The sequence below is a fragment of the Thiolapillus sp. genome, from assembly GCF_048562965.1.
GTDB lineage: Bacteria > Pseudomonadota > Gammaproteobacteria > Chromatiales > Chromatiaceae > Thiolapillus > Thiolapillus brandeum_A.
Genome location: NZ_JBHNMF010001470.1, coordinates 1 through 613, shown reverse-complemented (window position 1 = coordinate 613; position 613 = coordinate 1). Strand labels below are relative to the sequence as shown.

Sequence of the window (613 nt, the reverse complement as noted above, 5' to 3'; positions counted from 1 at the left end):
TTTTTGAGATTTTTAGTGGTTTTTCTCCTCTGAAACTCTAAACTCTAGTATCCAGAGCACCACCGGCGCAATCTCTTCGGCGATGCGGGTTGCATGCTCGAAGGCATACTCCGGCGAACCGAAGCTGCCCGACATGACCAGACTCATGTCCAGGCGCACCAGGGGCATGTTCCAGGCCGTTGCGATGGTCTTGGCTGCCATGCTTTTACCGCAGCCGCTGATGCCCATGAAAAGCACACCGGCAGGCAGGGGCACGCCTTCTTCGAGGGCATCCTTGGTAAACAGATCCTCGCGTTTGCGCACCCAGTCCTTGAGGTTCTCCAGCCCACCGATATCCTTCAGAGAGCGCTGTGGCGGATAGAAACGCAACACGCTTTCCTTGGCCAGTATCTGGGCTTTTTCTTCCTGAATCTCTGTCATGGCCGTACGCAACCGCAGATCCGGCATACCGTAGAGACGGCGCTGCAGATGCGCCACCTCGTTCAGGGACAGGCCTTCGCTGCCAGCCATGGAGAGCGAAGCGAAGGCTGGTAGACCCCAGTAGCCGCGAGGCCGCACTGTTTTCCCGGCGTGCCTTGCGCCAGAGGGAAAACAAAGTAGGCCTCCGAACGCG

General features: G+C 58.1%; 1 pseudogene. It reads right to left on the bottom strand.

Annotation, left to right across the window (positions count from 1 at the left end):
• Positions 1–42: 42 nt before the first annotated feature.
• Positions 43–613: pseudogene (locus ACOCD2_RS24990) on the bottom strand (AAA family ATPase); the annotation flags it as partial.